The organism is Mesorhizobium tianshanense (assembly GCF_007830515.1).
GTDB classification, from domain to species: Bacteria; Pseudomonadota; Alphaproteobacteria; order Rhizobiales; family Rhizobiaceae; genus Mesorhizobium; species Mesorhizobium tianshanense.
Genome location: NZ_VLKT01000009.1, coordinates 163,938 through 180,007, shown reverse-complemented (window position 1 = coordinate 180,007; position 16,070 = coordinate 163,938). Strand labels below are relative to the sequence as shown.

Here is a 16,070-nt window from a genome sequence, read left to right as displayed (position 1 = left end):
CTCCTCCAGCACCGGCCAGTCGATCGCCTGCGCCAGCCGCACCAGCTCGTGCTTCATGTTGATGATCTGATCGAGCCTGGAGCGGAACAGATCCTGCTCTCCCGTCTCGCGCTTCTCGCGTGGCTTGGACATTCGCCGTCCCCTCGATTCGCCGCCGCCGAACCGAGTGAATCACGCTCCGCAGCACAAGGGAATCGCAAAACCAAATTGCAGGAAAACAGCGCTCATAAACCGCCAATCCTGCAATTCCAAAGCCGCTATCCGCCTCAATCAACATGCCAGATCAATGGCTTGCGGATAGTTCACGGTCGACGAAAACGTCAGGCCTGCGCCGTGATCGAATGAGAAGCCACGATGTGCGCAGCGCTGTGCGACCGCCACCAGGCAAACGTAACCGTCGCCATGCCGAATGACCTTGGATATCAGCCGCCCGTCTGGGCCGGAGACAGGTCGACATTGCGAGCGGGGATCGCGTCCATCGCCGCCAGTTTATCTGCGCACAGATCCGCCGCGCCAGGAGCACTCTTTTCCATGCCGGCAAGCTTGGTCCAGCCGCCATCGGTAATGAAGTTGTCACGCTGGTAGGATGATGTTTCCTTCAGTTTGGCCAGAGTCTGGCTCGCATCGGATGCGCTGATGAACTTTTCGACGCAGAGATTGGCAACCAGTTTGGCCCGCGCGTCTCGTGCGGAATTTTCCGCCATTTCCCTCGCGGTCCCGCCGGTCGTCCAGCCGCCGGCTGTGAAGCCGACGATCATGGTCAACACTGCGGCGCCGGCCACCGACCAGAACCAGAGTGTCTTGGACGGCCGATAGTTCTCCCAGCGTTCCGACATGGTTTGATCGTCTGCCATTGTTTCCCCTTTCCGGCTACACGCCTCGTTTCAGATTGCAGCAAATCGAGAATATCGGCTCAGATTTGCTGCTCATTTGCGCAATCGACAAGCGCGATCGACGCGTGACTTGGGGCTTGTTGCCGAGCCTGTGTAAGCCACGCCTCGCGATAGTCTTGCGACATTCCTCTCATTGCTAATCGCGCGGCCGCAGTGATTTCGTACGCGCCGCAGCGAGCGCACTGGAACTCGGCCTTTCGCGGCATGATGTCTGCTGCCAGCGCTGTTCCGCTGCATACTGGACAAATCGACGGGTAATACTTCCTGGTCTCCTCGGCCGGCAGAAGATTCATCACGCAATCGCCCTCGAAAATTCGGCAGTTGAACGGGGCTCCTTGGATACAAGTTGCGGCCCTCGCTCATTGACCGATTTGACAGCGCTGATATTGAGAAATCCCACAAAACGCTTCCGTTTCAGTTCGGCATACATTCAGCTTTTCCCCTCTGGTTATTCGTGGCGGCTGCAAACCGATCAACCCCTTATCCTGGGTCGCAAGTTCCTCCGGCTTGCGACTTCGATTTGCTTTGCTTCCTTCTCGAGTCGCTCGGGCGCGGCAGGTCCCATCAGCGCGTAAGCTGTGCCGCCCGCCTGCCAATAAACGGTCGGAACGCGACCGTCCGTCGCTGAAGTTGGAGGAACAGCGTCTTCGCCATTCATCGGTGCTGCTACCAGTGTGATCCGGCCAAGGCTCGGAGTTTCGGCTGTCACGACAAGGCTCTGCTTTCCGTTCCAAGGCTGCACCTGAACATCCGTCACGTGCCAGGCTGATGGAAGTTCGGGCAGGCTGATGTTGATGGCGCCGACCAATCGCTCGATCTTGTCCTGCTTCGGCTCACTCCCATTCGCAGGGTCGGCATTCAGCTGTGCGACACGCAACGCGTCACGCGCTGCAAGGATGAAGTTCTCATCTGCCATTTGTCCGCTCTGGCGAAATGGCTCGATCAACGAGTTTGCTGACCAACCCAATGCAATGAGCAAGACGGCCGCCATTTGCAATCTGAGCGCGGCAAATACCCTCCGCCGTCGAAACGCACCTTCCAGCTGCTTTGCTCTGTCCAAACTCGCGCGAGGCGGAAACAGCCGCTGGGGTTGAACAGAGCGCAGGGCATCCATGCGTTGCGCTTCAGCAAACACTTCGGCAGCCAGTGATGGTTGCAGCGCCAGCCGAGCCTGAACGTCAGATCTCTGAGAGGGCGACAGCTCGCCGTCAATGAAGCGACTGATCTCGTCGTCGGAAATGCTATTATCTAGCGACATGACGGCCTCCGACTACTTTCAGATGAGGCGACTGGCTGCTCACATTTTCCATGCTACTTTTGAGGGCAGCTCGTGCTCGGCTCAGCCGGGACATGACGGTTCCTGCCGGTACACCGAGCACCTCGGCGGCGTCGGAGTAGGTGAAGCCCAAAACTCCAACCAGATGGAGAACTTCAGCCTGTTCGGTCGGCAATCCGGCCAGCGCCTTTCTCACATTGGAAAGCTCTACGCTGTGCTCCTGCGATGGCAGCAACAACGGGTCAGACAGCTCCGCATAGCACTCGAGGCGACGCTTTTCAGCTTTGGCGCGGGTGACACCCGTCAGAAACGTATTGCGCACAATGGTGATGAGCCAAGGAAGTAACGGGCTGGAAGTGTCATAGGTGCGGGCCAAGGCGAGGGCGCGTGCAAGCGCCTCTTGCACCAAGTCATCAGCGTCTGAATCGTTGCGCGTGAGCACTCGACCATAGCGCCAAAGATCCTCCAAATGTGGAGTGACGTCGAAACTCGCCTTCATATGCTGTATACTGAGACGGTCCAGAAACTATTCCAACCCACTTGGCTTTTTCTCGGGAAGCTCTGTATCCAAAAAAGTCGCCGACAGACCGTCGATCTCATTGATCCTGCTCGGCAACGTGCAAATCCGGACAACTTACGTGAACATGTGCGACGCCCAGAATTGTGTCTCACGTGTTGGCCTGATCGAGATTGCAGGGCTTACGAGGCGCGAGCGTCAATAGCCTGGTCCCTAACCGGGAGCCGCCAATAGTCGACAGAGTTCCCCTTGGCCGTTGGCAACGCGGGTTCTTCTGCTTAGGCAAGCTATTTGCAGGTCCCGCTCGCCTTCAAGGCAGCGGTAAGCCCCATTGGGGAATAGACATACTGGGTTTGCGTGCCTCTCCAGGAGGTGGCGGACAGCTTCATTCTGCTGCCGGCCCGCATGGCATTGACCATTGATCGATCCTCATCGGCGCTTTGCAGCCAAGCCTTGTTGTCTTGAGTAAACATTGAGAAGTGCTGGTTTGCAATCACCACACCGATGTCTGTACCTGGCTTGAGCCGATACCCCATAACGGCTTCCAGCTTGCTCTTCGTCTGGCATCTGCGAGACCATGAAGAAATTTTCGCCATGATCGACATCTGTGGGTACACTGGAAAGCGGGACAGTCAAGGCAAAGCACCTTGTTGTGTCAGAGCGGTAGGAATAGACGCCCCAAGCGCCGTGCTGAGAGAGGAGTGTGGGTGAGGCTTGCGTCCAAGTGGCGGAAAGCGCCAAAGATGCGACGGTCACACCAGCTGTTTTGAAGATCATCGTTTCCTTTCCTGCTCTATTGCCTCATGGCGTGGGCCAACGTGGGCTTCGATGGACAACATGCCGCTTTAATAGTCTCGGATCGCGACAAGCCGGTCTCCCCTTATCGTGGCGATAACGAGACGGGACGCCTGAGGATAGTATCTCGGCAAAGCAGTCGCTTGATGAGTCAGTGTCGCGCCATCAAGTCCACACAACTCGCCTCCGAGTAATCGGATATGATCCTCCTTGCCGTCCACCACAGCTATGTAGTCTCCGTCGTATGGGTAGCCGATTAGCCCAATCTCTTCATATTCTTCCAATTTCCGCATCAGCGTTCGCCTCGAATGCAGTCCAAAAACACGTATGGTCAGTGCGAGATCCTTGCCACAGCGCCGCGGGTACCACGAGAACGGCCCGGCACCACCCCAGCAGGATGCCGGGCCGTAAGGAAGTGCCCTGCAGCTGCACTTCCTCGAACGAGATCGGCGTTAACGACCATCAGCTAGCTATCTCACCTGCTAGTGAGAGCCGCGAAGCGGAACCCTGCAACGGAGCGGTCCAGCGGTTACGGACAGGGGTATAACCGCTGGGCCTGATGGAAGCGCGCTCCTCCCGACTGCAAGCGCTGACGTCGTCGCAAAATCATCGGTACCCGCGCTGCCGCTCCCAGCATCCGACGGTGGCCTCGCTAGTTGATGCGCCACGTCGAGGTTCACCCTCATGCCGTATGTACTGAGCCTGGCCGGAAACTATTCCAGCCTGATAGCCATTTTTTCGGGAACGGTGCCGCGGGAGGCTGTTGCCCTCCATGCTGGTGGACCGTTTTGGGAAGGTATTGAAGACAAGGCTGAAGCAGCTTGGATGCGGCAACCTTTGGGGCGTTGCATGCCGAAATTGTGGCTTGGTGGTCGTCAATTCATCAGCGATGGCCAGCGATAATCGGGTAGCTGTAAGGCGTCGGTAATCTCTCTTCCGACCGCCAAACGTGCCAGCCCAGGGATTGCTAATGTTCTTATCACCAGGTTGCGTAGCAGCAGGCCCAGTCGCGTCCTTGGTGCAAAGGCTGTGGCAAATCGCTCGGCACCTTGCTGCTTTATATGGATGTAGTCTCGCAAGAATCCTTCGTACTTGAGGAAGGCCTCCTCATACCGCCCGCCAGTTCTGCAGAGTTCGCCTGCCAACACATAGGCGGAAATCATGGCCAAGGCTGAACCTTGTCCCGCTAACAGGGACACGCAAAACGCAGCATCGCCGGTCAGGGCAATGCGGCCTTGCGACCAGCTGTTCATCCTGATCTGGCTGACGCTGTCGAAATAGAGTTCGTCGGTACGATCCAACTCCTCCAGGATGCGAGGGCATTCCCATTTTCCATCGCCATAACTTTCCCGCAGCATTTACTTTTGCATGTCCAGCGCCGTTGGCAGAGGATCGCTGTCGACGGCAAAGACGAACAGAAAGAGCGTGCGGTTGTGATGCAGCGTGAAACGTCCGACCATTCGCCCCGGCCGCCCGTACATCAAATACACGTCTTCGTCGCGCGGACGGTAGCCACCGACCTCAAAAGCCGCGACTGCGTAGCCGAGTTTCTTCTCGAACCGGTGCTGAGGTCCGAAAGCCAGCCGGCGAACGCCGGAATGCAAACCATCCGCCCCGATCACCAGATCAAACTCGCGCTCGCCTCCACACTTGAATTGAACCCGCACACCAGCTGACTGTTCTTGAAGTCCGACGATCTCATTGTCGAAAATGACTTCAATCGTGTCTTTGATCTTTTCGACTAGCAATCGTGAAAGGTCGCTGCGTCCGAGCTCCGCCGGCCCTAATGGTTCACACGCGAACCAGAACGCGACTGCTCTTTGGGACTGAAGGTTTGCCCGCAGGCGGAGCGCGAAATCGCGAATGTGGCAGCCGCTAGGCCGCTCGGTCTTCGTAGGCCTCCCTATGGGGTCGCAAACTCGGCATAAGAATTCCTGCTCCCTTCGCCGAGATAACGGATGAAAGGCGGCGCAAATTGGCAGCGACTAATATTCAGAGAATTCTAGGAAGTTCCATTGGGATGAGCTGTTGAAGACGAATATTGCACATCAGAGATGAAAGCAGAGCCGGCGCGACCTTCCGTTAGGAAAAATCACAGATGCCTGTCGCTAGGATCGACAAGGCAACCGGAACCGTTCGGAACGCAGCATCGGGCCAGGCCACCGGAGATCACCTGAACGGCAGCTGGAGCCGAAGTGTTCGAGAATTCTGCTACAGGAGAAATGATAATGACTCGGCCTTTGACAGCATTTGCATTATCCGGACTTTTCTTGACAGGCACCTTCGCGGCGCTCTTCAGCCTCGGCAATCCCGGCTACCCCAGCCTTGCTCGTGCCTTCGCCGTCCAGGCGTTGAACAGCCGGTCGGCGATGATGCCGATGAAGGCGATGGCCAGCCCGGCGACGATGCCGCGGCCGGAATCGGCCTTGGACAGCGCGATGAACACCTCCTGGCCGAGGTCGCGCGTGCCGACCATGGCGCAGATGATGATCATCGCCAGCGCCATCAGGATCGTCTGGTTGACGCCGAGCATGATCTCAGGCAACGCCAGCGGCAGCTGCACGCGCAGGAACGTCTGGCGCTTGGTGCAGCCCGACACCGTTGCCGCCTCGATCAGTGCTGGCGGCACCTGCCTGAGGCCGTGATTGGTGTAGCGGATGGCCGGCACCACGGCGAAGGCGACGGTTGCGATCATCGCCGTCACGTCGCCGACCCGGAACAGCATCACCACCGGAATGATGAAGCAGAATGACGGCAGCACCTGCAGCGTGTCGATGACCGGGGTGACGATCTTCTCGACACGGTCGTTGCGCGATGCCATCAGCCCGATCGGGACGCCGATCAGGCATGCGATGAAGGCCGAGATGCCGCACAGATAGACCGTCGCCATGGTCTTTTCCCAAAGCCCGGTCACCGCGCAGAAGGCGGTCAGTGCCGCGACCAGGGCGGCCAGGCGCAGGCCGCCGAGCTGGTAGCCGGCAAGGCCGAGCAGGAACACCGCGCCCAGCCATGGAAAACCCTCGCAGAAGGCGCGCACCGGGTTCAGCACGTTGAGGATGAGCGCCACGCGGAACGCTTCGATCGTGTCGAAGAAGTTGATCGTGATCCAGCTCACCGCTGCCTTCCACAGCGGCGCGGTGGTGAGAGTCATCGCCTTCGGCAATGCCGCGAACGCAGGCACGAATAAGCCGAGCAGCGTGGTGGCGGTGAGAATGACGATGGCCAGCGTCAGATTGGGGTAGCGCCGCCAGAAGCTTGGGCTCACCTCCTGATAGGCATGGCCTTGCGCGTGATTGCGCGCGATCGCCTGGCTCAGCCGATCGAGCGCGATCGCCAGCGCGACGATGGCGAGGCCGGCTTCCATCGCCTCGCCGACCTTCAGCGCCCTGAGCGCCAAAAGCACGTCGTAGCCGAGGCCGCCGGCGCCGATCATCGAGGCGATGATGACCATGTTGAGCGCCAGCATGATCACCTGGTTGACGCCGACCATCAATGTGGGACGCGCCGACGGCAAAAGCACGCGCCACAGTTTCTGGCGCGCCGTGCAGCCGGCCATCTCGCTGAAATCGTCGATCTCGGACGGCACCCGCGACAGCCCCAGCATCGTCGCGCGCACCATTGGCGGCGTCGCGAAAATGGCCGTCGCGATCATCGCCGAGACCGGACTGTTGCCGAACAAAAGAAGCATCGGGATCAGATAGGCGAAGGTAGGGATGGTCTGCATCAGGTCGAGGGCAGGGGAGATAAACAGACTCTCCGCCCATGGCTTGCGCCACGCCCAGATGCCGACGAACAGGCCGGTGACGATGCAGAACGGCACGGCGATGGAGATCAGCCCGAGCGTCAGCATGGCGCTGGTCCATTGGCCGAACAACGCGATGTAGAGAAAACAGCCGCCAACCAGCGCGCCGAGCTTCCAGCCGCCGGCGGCGCGGCCGGCCAGGAATGCGGCAATGCAGACGCCGACCCAGGACAGGCGCGGCAGGACGATCATATCCGCGCCATGGCCGATCTTGAAATTCTTGGCGAGCAGGCTGAGCGCGAAGTCGAGCGGCACACCGAGCACCGTGGTGATCGACCGCGTCAGCCAGGACAGGTTCCGCTTCACCCAGTTCATCAGCGCGCTGACCCAGTCGGCGACGGGAATGATTGCGCTGGTCGGATAATTGACTGCCCAGGGCAGGCTGTCCTGCAGCAGGAACACGGCAAGCACGGCGGCAAGGGCGCAGGCCCAGACCACAAGCCAGATCTGAACCGGCCGCGATCTGGCCGCGCTGGTGCTTGCCGTCACCGTCATGCGCCGGCCCCATGGCGCTCGATGCCGGCCAGAAGATCGATCACCGCTTGCGGCGTGACCTCGCCGATCGGCTTGCCGGTGCCGTTGACCACCGCGAACGGCTTGCCGGCCGAGACGATATCAGCCGAAAAACTTGATATCTTGGCATCCGGCGCGACCACGCCGCCATGCTCGGTGTCGTCGCAGGCGCGCATCAGGCTTCGCGCCGAGATCACCTTGGCGCGGTCGACGTCGCGAGTGAATTCGGCGACATAGTTGGTCGCCGGGTTGACCACCAGCTCTTCCGGCGTGCCGATCTGGATGACCTCGCCGTCCTTCATGATGGCGATGCGGTCGGCCAGCCGGATGGCCTCGTCGAAATCATGGGTGATGAAGACGATGGTCTTGTGCAGCATGGTCTGCAGCCGCATCAGCTCGTCCTGCATCTCGCGGCGGATCAGCGGATCGAGCGCCGAGAACGGCTCGTCGAGAAACCAGATTTCCGGCTTGGTGGCGAGGCTGCGGGCGATGCCGACGCGCTGCTGCTGGCCGCCGGAAAGCTCGCGCGGATAGAAATGCTCGCGGCCGCGCAAGCCGACAAGCTCGATGACCTCGCGTGCCCGCTTTTCGCGCGTCGGCCGGTCCTGTCCCTGGATGCCCAGTGGAAAGGCGATGTTCTCCAGCACGTTCAGATGCGGCAGCAGGGCAAAATTCTGGAACACCATGCCCATGCGGTGGCGCCGCAGATCGATCAGCGCGGCATCGGAAATCTTGAGGAGATCCTTGCCCTCGAACTCGACCTTGCCATGCGTCGGCTCGACCAGTCGCGACATGCAGCGCACCAGCGTCGATTTGCCGGAGCCGGACAGGCCCATGATGATGAAAATCTCGCCCTGGCGGATTTCGAGGTCGACGGCGCGCACCGCACCGACCAGTCCGGCCGCAGCGACTTCCGCCATGCTGGCCTTGCCGTCGCGCTGGCGGATGAAATTGGCCGCGTTCGCGCCGAACAGCTTCCAGACGTTGCGGCAGGCAAGCTTTATCGGGCGGGCATCCTTTGGCGTGCCTGCCGCTTGCTGCACCTGTTCAGTCGTATCGGCCATGCAATCGTCCTTCTGGAATATGGGATAGAGACCCGGCCACAAGGGGCCGGATCTCGCAGTTTCCAGTTGGAACGATCACTCGGCCCAGGCTTTCCAGTCGGCTTCGTGGGCGGCGATCCAGGCAGCCGCGACCTCTTCCGGCGTCTTGCCTTCGAGGTCGATCTCGCCGCTCATCTTGTTGAGCTCGTCGGTATCGACCGTGTAATTTTTTGCGACCTTGTAGGCGACTGGCCACTTGTCCTTCATGCCGGCCCAGGAGTATTTCCAGATCTCGCCATGCGGCTTGCCGCAGTCATACTTCTCATCGGGGTTCACGCCCCATTTCGGGTCGTTGTAGCACTCCGCCGTATAGTCGGGGAATTCGACCCACTCGCCCTTGTACTTAGCCGGCGCCCAATGCGGCGAGTAGACCCACAGCATGATCGGCGCCTTGCGCTGGTAGGCCGAATCCAGTTCGGCGAACATCGCCGCGTCGGTGCCGGCATGGATGACGGTAAAGGGCAGTTTCAGCGCCGCGGCACGCTCGTCGTCAAAACCTTCCCATGTCACGGGACCGCCGAGATAACGACCGTTCGGCGCCGTTTCCGCCGTCGAGAAGGCCTCGGCGCATTTCGGGTCCTTCAGCGCCTCCCAGTTCGGCAGGCCCGGGCATTTCTCCTTCATGTATTCGGGATACCACCATTCTTCCTTGGCCTTGGGCCCGAGCGCGCCGAGGCGTTCGGTCTGCCCGGTCGCATCCGAGGCCTTCATGGCTTCGCCGGCCGTCGTGTCCCAGAACTCCAGCGCGACATCGAGGTCGCCATTGGTAAGGCCGGTGGTCAGGCTGGAGAGATAGTCGGCAGTCGGGTACTCGACCGTGAATCCAAGCTTTTCAAGAATGCCGCCGAGGATCTTTGCGTTCAGATTGACGCTGGTCCAGTCGAACAGCGCGATCTTTATAGGGTCGTTGGACTCTGGCGCGGCCGCATAGGCCGACGGCGTCAGTACGCTTGCCGCGGCAAGCGCCAAGGCTCCCATTGATAAACTCGAAATCATACTCCGAAGTGACATGCCTGTTCTCCTGTCAAGCTCTGGTGGAAGTTATCGTTCGTTCCCTTGTGGCGTCTTCTTTTTGATTGTGTTGGAAAAGCCGGTCGTTGCGCAAGGCCATTGGCGCAACAATGCTGCCGGAGCTGAAGCCGGCGCAGAGGGGACGATGCCCAATTCGATGAGGATGTAATGCGGGACGGGTTGCGTCATGGCTGCCGACGGGTCGCCGCGCAAGCAGCGATCCGCGTGTCGATCGCCGGTCTTGCGGCGCTCAGGAACGTGCGAGCCATCAAGGTCCCATGATCTCGGCTGTCGGTTCGGCAAGCCAGCGGCTCGCCGAAGCCATTTTCATGGGATGAAATTATATATACCAACATTCATGTCGCGCAACGGATAACGCGGCGTGGATTGTGAAATTCGAACGGCGCAGCGCCGCCCGAGTATCCTCACGACATGATCAGGCCGCCATCGACATTGATGGTCTGGCCGGTGATGTAGGCGGCGTCGCTGCTGGCCAGGAAGCTGACCAGGCCGGAAACATCCTCGCCGCTGCCGGCGCGGCCCATCGGGATGTTCCTCACCCATTCGGCCATCAGCTCGCCGGGCTTGTAGTCGCCCATCAGTCTGCCCCATGCCGCGTCATTGTAGGCCCACATGTCCGTGTCGATGATGCCGGGGCAGATCGCGTTGACGGTGATCTTCTCCTTCGCCACTTCCTTGGCGAGGCTCTGGGTGATGCCGACGACGCCGAATTTCGAGGCGGCATAGTGCGGCGTGTAGATGAAGCCCTGCCGCGCCTGGCCGGATGCGGTGTTGATCAGCCTGCCGCCGTCGCCATGCTTGCGGATGCGCGCGATCGCCTCCTGGCAGCAAAGGAACACGCCCTTGGTGTTCACCGCCATCACCTTGTCCCATTCGGCCTCGGTCATCGCCTCGATCCTGGCGATGGTGATGACGCCGGCATTCTGTACGGAGATGTCGACGCGGCCGAACTGCTGTTCGGCCAGATCATAGAGGGCGGCGACCTCGTCCTTTTTCGTCACGTCCATGCGCAGCGATGCGACCTTGGCGCCTTCCGCCTTCAGGCCGGCGGCCACCTCGTCGACGCGCGGGTCGATGGCGCTGACGACGACGGCCGCACCTTCCGCCGCGAAGCGCTTGGCCATCGCCGCACCGATGCCGCCGCTGGCGCCCGTGATGACCGCCGTCTTACCCTGGAATCGCTTCTGCATTTCTTCTCCTACCAGCAGACGAAGCCGCCATCGACGATCAGGTCGATGCCGGTGACGAAACTCGAGGCGCGGCTGGCCAGGAACACGGTCGGGCCGACCATTTCCTCCGGCGCCGCCATGCGCCCCATTGGCGTATCGCGCTCGAAGATTTTGACCTGGTCGGCGACCTCCGGCCGCTTGTTCATCGGTGTCAGCGTATAGCCGGGACTGACGACGTTGACGCGCAGGCCGCGGTCGGCCCATTCCATGGCGAGGCTCTTCGACATGTGGATGACGGCGGCCTTCGACGAATTGTAGTGCGCCTGGGTCAGGCCGCGATTTACGATCGAGCCCGACATCGAGGCGATGTTGATGATCGAGCCCTTGCGCCGCGTCAGCATTGTGCGCGCTTCGGCCTGGCAGGACAGGAACACGCCGCTGACATTGACGTCATAGAGCTTCTGCCACTTCTCCAGCGACAGCGTCTCGGCCGGCTCAGCTCCGGCGATCCCGGCATTGTTGACGGCGATGCTCAGCGCGCCAAGTTCCTTCTCCGTGCGCTCGACCGCCGCCGCGAGATCGCTTTCCGAAGTCACCGTCCCGGTCAGCACCAGCGCCTTGCGGCCAAGCGCCGTGATCTTGTGCGCCGTCTCGTCCAGTCCGCCCTTGGAGGCATGGCCGAAACAGGCGATGTCGGCGCCGGCCTCGGCCAGGCCGATGGCGATTGCTTGCCCGATGCCGCTGCCGGCGCCAGTGACGAAGGCAATGTCCCCATGAAGATCGAATAGTGTCATCGAAATGTTTCCTGTTGAGCCGCCGGTACTGCCTGGGAATGAAGGGGCGCCAGTCCTGGCTGGCGCCCCGCGCGGTCCGGTGCCTGGGAGGGTATCACCTGCTGCGCTTTATTCCGATTCCCCGGTTTTGCTCCGCCAAGCTGTCCTAGCTTGTAGCAAGTTCCATGACGGCGACGTTGCTGGCTTCGCTGCGGTCGAGAATTCCGCGCTGGCGGCCACGGCTCAGCACCAGCACGCGATGCGACAGGCCGAGCACTTCCTCTAGGTCGGAGCTTACCACCACCACCGCCATTCCGGAGCGGGCGAGGTCGGCGATGACATCGTAGATCGCCGCGCGGGCGCCGACATCGATGCCGCGTGTCGGCTCGTCCAGGATGAACACCTTGGGCGGCCGCGAAATCCATTTGGCGATGATCACCTTTTGCTGGTTGCCGCCGGAAAGCTTGCTGATCGCCTGGTTCGGCCGGCCCTTGACGCCGAGCCGGCTAATGCCGGACTCGGCGAATTTCTGCACCGCCTTCGGAAACACCCAGCCATTCGGCGCGACATGGTCGAAATTTCCGATCGCCAGATTCTCGCCGATGGTCTGCTCGAGCACCACGCCTTGCGCCTTGCGGTCTTCCGGCACCAGCACCACGCCGGCCTTGATCGCCGCTGCCGGGCCATTGAGGTGCACCGGCTTGCCGGCGACGCGCACCAAGCCGGACGAAATCGGATCGGCGCCGGCGATCGCCCGAACCAGCTCTGTACGGCCGGCGCCAATCAGCCCGGCGATACCGAGGATTTCCCCGGCCCGCACCGAAAAGCTGACATTCTGGAAACTGCGTTCCGGCGAGGACAGGTTCTCGACCTCGAGCAACGTCTCGCTGCCCGGCTCCGACAGTGGCGGGAACATCCGCTCGACGCTGCGGCCGACCATCTGCTCGACCACCGTGCGCACCGGGATGTCGGCGCGCTCATGCCGGGCGACGATGCGCCCATCGCGCATCACCACCACGCGGTCGGCGATCTGGGCGATCTCGTCCAGCCGGTGGCTGATATAGATGAACGACATGCCTTCCGTCCTGAGCTTGCGGATCTGCTGGAACAACAGCTCCGTTTCCTCGCCGCCAAGCGCCGCCGTCGGTTCGTCGAAGATCAGAAGCTCGGCATTGAGCGTCAACGCCTTGGCGATCTCGACCTGCTGCTGGGCGGCGATGCGCAACGTGCGCACCTTGCGCTCCGGCGAGACATCGAGGCCGAGCCGCTTCAACTGCGCCGATGCCCGCGCATTCATGGCCGCGCGGTCGATGCGGCCGCCGCGCATCGGCAGGCGCCCGACATAGACGTTCTCGGCAACCGACAGATCCGGCAGCAGCTTCAGTTCCTGGTGGATCATGCCGACGCCGGCGTCGATGGCCGCGGCAGGAGAGGCGGGGGAATAGGGTTTCCCCCGCCATGTGATGGTGCCGGCATCGGGTTTGGTCGACCCGGCGATGATGTTCGAAACGGTGGACTTGCCCGCGCCATTTTCTCCAAGCAGCGCCACGACCTCGCCCGGCCGCACCTCGAAGCTCGCATCGGCCAGGACCTGGACCGGTCCGTAGCTCTTGCAGAGGCCGCTGACGAAGAGCCCCAGATGCGGGGTCTGCGTATGGCTGGGGTTCAAGGACATCGTTCCGCTCGTCAATCGTCAGGGATGCCTGGTGTCAGGGATGCTTGGCGATGAACTGATCGACATTGTCCTTGGTGGTCAGCGTCGCGTCCTGCAGCTGTTCTGCGGGAATGGTTTCGCCGGCCACCAGCTTGACCGCCGCATCGACGGCAAGCCGGCCCATGCCTTGTGTCTGCTGCGTCGCGGTCACGTCGAAGACACCGCCCTTCAGCGCCTTGAGCGCCGCAACGTCGCCATCGAAGCCGGCAACCCAGACCTTGTGGCCGGGATTGGCGACCTTGACGGCCTGCGCGGCGCCGAGCGCCAGCGCGTCGGCCTGGCCGATGACGATCGACACGTCGGGATGCGATTGCAGCAGGTCCTGCGTCAGCTTGAAGCCTTCATCCTGGTGCCAGCCTTCGCTCCACAGCTCGCCGACCACCTTGATATCGGGATAGGCGGTCAGCGCTTCGCCGCAGCCCTTCGAGCGGTCGACCTCGGGCGTCGTGCCCTTCTGGCCATGGATGATGATCAGCTCGCCCTTGCCGCCAGCCTGCTTGGCGATGTAGTCGCAAACCGCCTTCGCCGATGCGACGCTGTTGGTGGCGATGAAGGTGTCGCCGGGCGCGCCGTCGGCGTTGCGGTCGACATTGATGACCGGGATGCCGGCAGCCTTGGCCGTCTTAGTCGGCACGGTGGCGGCGGTGGCGCCGGCCGGGATGTAGATCAGCGCATCGATGTTCTGCGTGATCAGGTCCTGCACCTGGCTGACCTGGGTGGCCGAATCGCCCTTGGCGTCGACGGTGATGATCTCGATGCCCTTTTCCTTGCCATAGGCTTCGACGGACTGCTTGATCTGGTTGAAGAAGTCGGCCTGCAGATTGGCGACGGCAAGGCCAAGCTTCTTGGCGTCCTTGGCCGATGCCATTTCGGACAGCCCGAGCAGCGGAATGATTGCTGCGGCAGCGAGCAGCAATGAGCGTTTGGTCAGCATGTGTTTCCTCCGTTGATGTTCAATCTGTCCTGCCGGCGCATCACGGCGCCCTCTTGGCCGAACAACTCCCAGTTTCGGATCAACCGATCCGTTTTCGCCCGGACACCCCAAGCGAATCTCATTGCGCCCAACCCTTCATTGTGCTCTGCGCCGCCATGTATCCGTGGCCACCGCCAGCGCGATCACGACGCCGATCACGACCTGCTGGATGAAAGGCGACACGCCGAGCAGGTTCAGCCCGTTGCGCAGCACGCCGATGATCAGCACGCCGACGGCGGTGCCGCCGATCGAGCCGACGCCGCCCGACAGGCTGGCGCCGCCGATCACCACCGCCGCGATCGTGTCCAGTTCGTAGCCGAAGCCGGAGCTCGGCTGGACGGAATCGAGCCGTGCCGCAAGCACGATGCCGGCAAGCCCGGCCAGTACGCCACAGATCGCGTAGACCCAGTTGGTCAGCGACTTGACCGGTATGCCGGACAGCCGGGCGACCTCGGCGCTGCCGCCGATCGCGTAGAGGCTGCGGCCGGTCGCGCGGTAGTTCAGGAAGACCGCAAAGATGATGGCCAGCAAGATCATCAGCCCGACGGTGACCGACAGGAAGCCGAAATGGCGAATGATCGACAGGCTGGTGAACCAGTCGGGAAAGCCGATGATCTGCGAGCCGTCGGTGATCATGTTGGCGAGACCGCGCGCTACCGACATCATGGCCAGCGTGGCGATGAAGGGCGGCAGTTTGGTGACGGTCACGAGCAGGCCTGAAACCAGTCCGCAAAGCCCGGCAACGACAAGCGCTGTGACGATGCCGGCGGACATGCCGAGATTGAGATGGTCCGGATGAGCGACGAAGCCCATCACCATGGCGGCGAGCGCCAGGACGGACCCGACGGACAGGTCGATGCCGCCGATCAGGATGACCAGCGTCATGCCGATCGCCATGATGCCGAGCACGGTGACCTGGTCGAGCACGTTGAGGATGTTGCGGAAGGTCAGGAACGTGTCGGTGGTCAGCGAGAGCACAAGGCACAAAAGCACCAGCCCGATCAGCGGTCCCATGGTCCCGGCGAACAGGGCCGAAAGCTTCGCGCTCGCCGCGGCCTGCGCCCCTGAGCCGGCCTTCAACTCGCTTGCATCGTTGCTCACTGCCACTTTGTCTCCTCCACCAGCAGTCCGGCGATGCGTTGCCGGCTCACTCTTGTTCACCAAGTGCCTCCCTGTGAACAATTTATCTTTGATATGCAATTTTGTTCAGCTAAACTGTTCGTCGGAAAATTGTCAAGGCCTGCCGCATCATTCCACGCCGGTTTGCGCCGCCAGGCGGTTTGCCTTACGGAAGGCGCACGAAATGCCGCGTTTCAGGTCCGGTTCCCGTCCTGCGAATTCATTTTCGCTGCTTGAGCAGGGCAAAACGGCCAAGACGAAGTAAATGTTGACCATTTTGGCTTTCATCTCGCGTTGTGGACGGTATCCTGGGCTTGAATCGTGGGCGCGCAGAACGATTTTGGATCGCTCGGCCGGATGCGCCATCTGAATGGCCTGGAAGGATCCGGAC

Annotated in this window: 15 protein-coding genes; all 15 read right to left on the bottom strand. The window is 61.4% G+C overall.

All coding sequences use genetic code 11. The features are described from left to right. Positions 1–422: 422 nt before the first annotated feature. Complete coding sequence (locus tag IQ26_RS09600; RefSeq protein WP_145716216.1) at positions 423–854, bottom strand: hypothetical protein; 432 nt, start codon at positions 852–854, stop codon at positions 423–425. Positions 855–1,365: 511 nt separating this feature from the next. Then, positions 1,366–2,151 carry an anti-sigma factor family protein gene (locus IQ26_RS09595; protein WP_145716214.1) on the bottom strand — a complete coding sequence of 262 codons (786 nt, stop codon included), beginning with the start codon at positions 2,149–2,151 and terminating at the stop codon, positions 1,366–1,368. Further along, the gene (locus IQ26_RS09590) at positions 2,138–2,668 is read right to left on the bottom strand and encodes a sigma-70 family RNA polymerase sigma factor (RefSeq protein WP_145716212.1); all 531 of its coding nucleotides are present in this window, start codon (positions 2,666–2,668) and stop codon (positions 2,138–2,140) included. The genes IQ26_RS09595 and IQ26_RS09590 overlap by 14 nt, the downstream gene beginning before the upstream one ends. Positions 2,669–2,973: 305 nt before the next feature. Beyond that, entirely contained in the window at positions 2,974–3,282 is a 309-nt protein-coding gene (locus IQ26_RS09585; protein WP_145716210.1) for an invasion associated locus B family protein, read from the bottom strand. A 1,074-nt stretch (positions 3,283–4,356) separates the two neighbouring features. After that, complete coding sequence (locus tag IQ26_RS41245) at positions 4,357–4,839, bottom strand: Rossmann-fold NAD(P)-binding domain-containing protein (RefSeq protein ID WP_338101598.1); 483 nt, start codon at positions 4,837–4,839, stop codon at positions 4,357–4,359. Further along, positions 4,840–5,325, bottom strand: a complete 486-nt coding sequence (locus IQ26_RS41240) for an FAD-dependent monooxygenase (RefSeq protein ID WP_338101600.1) — start codon at positions 5,323–5,325, stop codon at positions 4,840–4,842. A gap of 470 nt (positions 5,326–5,795) precedes the next feature. Then, on the bottom strand, positions 5,796–7,778 hold the full coding sequence (locus IQ26_RS09575) for an ABC transporter permease (protein WP_145716208.1): 1,983 nt from the start codon (positions 7,776–7,778) through the stop codon (positions 5,796–5,798). Further along, complete coding sequence (locus IQ26_RS09570) at positions 7,775–8,860, bottom strand: quaternary amine ABC transporter ATP-binding protein (RefSeq protein WP_145716206.1); 1,086 nt, start codon at positions 8,858–8,860, stop codon at positions 7,775–7,777. Before IQ26_RS09570 ends, IQ26_RS09575 begins: the two co-directional genes overlap by 4 nt. Before the next feature lie 75 nt (positions 8,861–8,935). Next, on the bottom strand, positions 8,936–9,910 hold the full coding sequence (locus IQ26_RS09565) for an ABC transporter substrate-binding protein (RefSeq protein ID WP_145716204.1): 975 nt from the start codon (positions 9,908–9,910) through the stop codon (positions 8,936–8,938). Between the two features lie 425 nt (positions 9,911–10,335). Continuing rightward, the gene (locus IQ26_RS09560; RefSeq protein WP_145716203.1) at positions 10,336–11,121 is read right to left on the bottom strand and encodes an SDR family oxidoreductase; all 786 of its coding nucleotides are present in this window, start codon (positions 11,119–11,121) and stop codon (positions 10,336–10,338) included. Between the two features lie 8 nt (positions 11,122–11,129). After that, on the bottom strand, positions 11,130–11,894 hold the full coding sequence (locus tag IQ26_RS09555; RefSeq protein WP_145716201.1) for an SDR family oxidoreductase: 765 nt from the start codon (positions 11,892–11,894) through the stop codon (positions 11,130–11,132). A gap of 145 nt (positions 11,895–12,039) precedes the next feature. Further along, complete coding sequence (locus IQ26_RS09550) at positions 12,040–13,548, bottom strand: sugar ABC transporter ATP-binding protein (protein ID WP_145716199.1); 1,509 nt, start codon at positions 13,546–13,548, stop codon at positions 12,040–12,042. 34 nt (positions 13,549–13,582) lie between these two features. Continuing rightward, a complete protein-coding gene (locus IQ26_RS09545) occupies positions 13,583–14,521 on the bottom strand; it encodes a sugar ABC transporter substrate-binding protein (protein ID WP_145716197.1) in 939 nt (312 codons plus the stop codon). Between the two features lie 135 nt (positions 14,522–14,656). After that, positions 14,657–15,667: an ABC transporter permease gene (locus tag IQ26_RS09540; protein ID WP_145716195.1), complete on the bottom strand. Its 1,011-nt coding sequence runs from the start codon at positions 15,665–15,667 to the stop codon at positions 14,657–14,659. A gap of 141 nt (positions 15,668–15,808) precedes the next feature. Beyond that, entirely contained in the window at positions 15,809–16,045 is a 237-nt protein-coding gene (locus tag IQ26_RS09535; RefSeq protein WP_145716193.1) for a hypothetical protein, read from the bottom strand. Between the last annotated feature and the right edge of the window lie 25 nt (positions 16,046–16,070).

What these genes read in the sequence shown, in the direction of transcription:
- IQ26_RS09555 (WP_145716201.1), bottom strand. Translation starts at nt 11,894, where the DNA reads ATGACACTATTCGATCTTCATGGGGACATTGCCTTCGTCACTGGCGCC.
- IQ26_RS09550 (WP_145716199.1), bottom strand. Translation starts at nt 13,548, where the DNA reads ATGTCCTTGAACCCCAGCCATACGCAGACCCCGCATCTGGGGCTCTTC.
- IQ26_RS09575 (WP_145716208.1), bottom strand. Translation starts at nt 7,778, where the DNA reads ATGACGGTGACGGCAAGCACCAGCGCGGCCAGATCGCGGCCGGTTCAG.
- IQ26_RS09565 (WP_145716204.1), bottom strand. Translation starts at nt 9,910, where the DNA reads ATGTCACTTCGGAGTATGATTTCGAGTTTATCAATGGGAGCCTTGGCG.
- IQ26_RS09535 (WP_145716193.1), bottom strand. Translation starts at nt 16,045, where the DNA reads ATGGCGCATCCGGCCGAGCGATCCAAAATCGTTCTGCGCGCCCACGAT.
- IQ26_RS09560 (WP_145716203.1), bottom strand. Translation starts at nt 11,121, where the DNA reads ATGCAGAAGCGATTCCAGGGTAAGACGGCGGTCATCACGGGCGCCAGC.
- IQ26_RS09585 (WP_145716210.1), bottom strand. Translation starts at nt 3,282, where the DNA reads ATGGCGAAAATTTCTTCATGGTCTCGCAGATGCCAGACGAAGAGCAAG.
- IQ26_RS09590 (WP_145716212.1), bottom strand. Translation starts at nt 2,668, where the DNA reads ATGAAGGCGAGTTTCGACGTCACTCCACATTTGGAGGATCTTTGGCGC.
- IQ26_RS09600 (WP_145716216.1), bottom strand. Translation starts at nt 854, where the DNA reads ATGGCAGACGATCAAACCATGTCGGAACGCTGGGAGAACTATCGGCCG.
- IQ26_RS09595 (WP_145716214.1), bottom strand. Translation starts at nt 2,151, where the DNA reads ATGTCGCTAGATAATAGCATTTCCGACGACGAGATCAGTCGCTTCATT.
- IQ26_RS41245 (WP_338101598.1), bottom strand. Translation starts at nt 4,839, where the DNA reads ATGCTGCGGGAAAGTTATGGCGATGGAAAATGGGAATGCCCTCGCATC.
- IQ26_RS09545 (WP_145716197.1), bottom strand. Translation starts at nt 14,521, where the DNA reads ATGCTGACCAAACGCTCATTGCTGCTCGCTGCCGCAGCAATCATTCCG.
- IQ26_RS09570 (WP_145716206.1), bottom strand. Translation starts at nt 8,860, where the DNA reads ATGGCCGATACGACTGAACAGGTGCAGCAAGCGGCAGGCACGCCAAAG.